Origin of the sequence: Paraburkholderia sp. RL18-085-BIA-A (assembly GCF_046027075.1) — a bacterium.
In the GTDB taxonomy this organism is placed as follows: Bacteria; Pseudomonadota; Gammaproteobacteria; order Burkholderiales; family Burkholderiaceae; genus Paraburkholderia.
Map to the genome: position 1 here is coordinate 1 of NZ_JARESU010000390.1, position 1687 is coordinate 1687.

The window sequence follows — 1687 nt, forward strand, 5'->3', positions numbered from 1 at the left end:
GGGCGTGGTTCAGAATCGACGGAATTTGGGTTGCACGGACGAGCGTCGTCGTCCTGCCTGTGACGGCCTGATTAGTTAGCGATGCGATATAAATGGAGGCCGTGAACCTCCGCGCGTCAGGTTCGCTGTGGCTGAAGAGGGCCGAGTCCGAGCAGCGTAAGCCAGTGCGCATGGTGCTGACCGGTCATCAGTTCATGCGGACTCTTGCCTTTTCGTTCAGCCCGGCGGCTGCGTACGAAGCGCCGATGGTTCAGGAAGAAGCGCAGCAGGCCGAGGTACGGGGTGCCCAGATGGCGCCGCAGCGTGAAGTAGTTGCGCAGCCGCGAGTTGAGATTCTCGACCAGTGAACTGCTGCGCGGCGTGTGTTCCATGACCTGCGTCACGGCGGCGAAGACGGCGTGGAAGCGGGCGCCCAGTTTTGATCGTAACCAGCCCCAGCCTTGCCAGTACGCGGGCGAGGTGGTGGGTTTGCGGTGCAGCACGCACGCGGCGCGCACGAGATCGTCGGGTACGTTCGCGGCGTGCGCGATGGCAGCGAGCTTTTCATCGAGCACGCCGGCGAACGCGAGCAGGTCGTCGCGCTGGTTCTGCAACGCCACGCGCACCGGGCGGATGCGACGCGCGTCCTGATGCTCGCGTCCGAGCAATTCCTCGACAACGAAGTCGAACAGTATCTGCCGGGTGGCAAGCACCGGACCCGCCAACGCCAGAATGTCATGGCTGAGCCACTGAGTGAGTGTGCGGATGTCGCGGGCCAGTTCATGCGCCTGGGCGTCAGCCTGGCGCGACCGTCTCAGCGCGGCAGCGAAGCGGCCCGCACAACCCCGCGCGCGGGCGCGATCGATCCTGGCTTCGAGCTTCTGGCGCCGGGTGCGGGCGCCCCGGGCGAGGTTGCCCAGCGTGTTGGCGAGCGCCTCGCACTGGCGCTGGATGTGAAACACATCGCCATGGCACGGCGTGTCGCCCCAGGCAGCCTTCTGTCCGGCGCGCAGGCCCTGGCCCGCATCGGCAATCGTGTAGTCGGGATCCAGACCCTGCCTTGAAGCGTCGAGCAGGTGCACGCCCCAGGTGTCGGCGTCGCGATGCTTTTCGGCCGCCAGCAGGTAGCAGTAGGTCGACTGCGCATCGACGCCGGCGAGCACCGGCGTCGAGCCCTGGAAGATCTCGTCGTGCAGGCCCACGCGGATACCTGAGAGGTCCTGCTCGCGGTTGATCGCGCCGGCCTGCTGCGCGGCCCATTGCAGCACCTCGTGAACGCTGCCCACGCTGACGGACACGCCCAGCAGATCGCGCATGAACTCCGTCACACCGCGATACGAACTGCGGCAGATCAGCGTCAGCCCGAGCATCACCTGACGCAACCAGGTCCTGGTGACCGGCAACTGAAACAGTACCTCGTCATCGGCTACCGCTGCAGAGAACGCGTCATTGAGCGCGTCGCTCGCCTTGCCCCTTTGCGCGTAGACGAACTTGCGACTCACGCCGAGCCTCGCGGACAGTTCGCTGATCGTTTCCGATCCCGCCAACGCCTGAACGGCCAGCTTCCTGCGCTCACTCTCAGGCAGCCTCGCTGCCACGCTGGCGGACCGATTCATGCATGCACCACGCTTGAAGAAAATGGGCTGCCATTATCGACCATGGCAGCCTCATCAAGCCTCCCGCATGTAACCCTGGTTTGAACCTCGCC

Annotated in this window: 1 protein-coding gene; it reads right to left on the reverse strand. The window is 65.3% G+C overall.

The genetic code is table 11. The annotated features are described in order from the left end of the window. Window positions 1-116 precede the first annotated feature (116 nt). A complete protein-coding gene (locus P0D89_RS52675) occupies window positions 117-1595 on the reverse strand; it encodes a hypothetical protein (protein WP_408371087.1) in 1479 nt (492 codons plus the stop codon). Window positions 1596-1687: the final 92 nt, after the last annotated feature.

Excerpts from the sequence above, each read along its gene's own strand:
- P0D89_RS52675 (WP_408371087.1), bottom strand. The coding sequence starts at position 1,595 with ATGAATCGGTCCGCCAGCGTGGCAGCGAGGCTGCCTGAGAGTGAGCGC.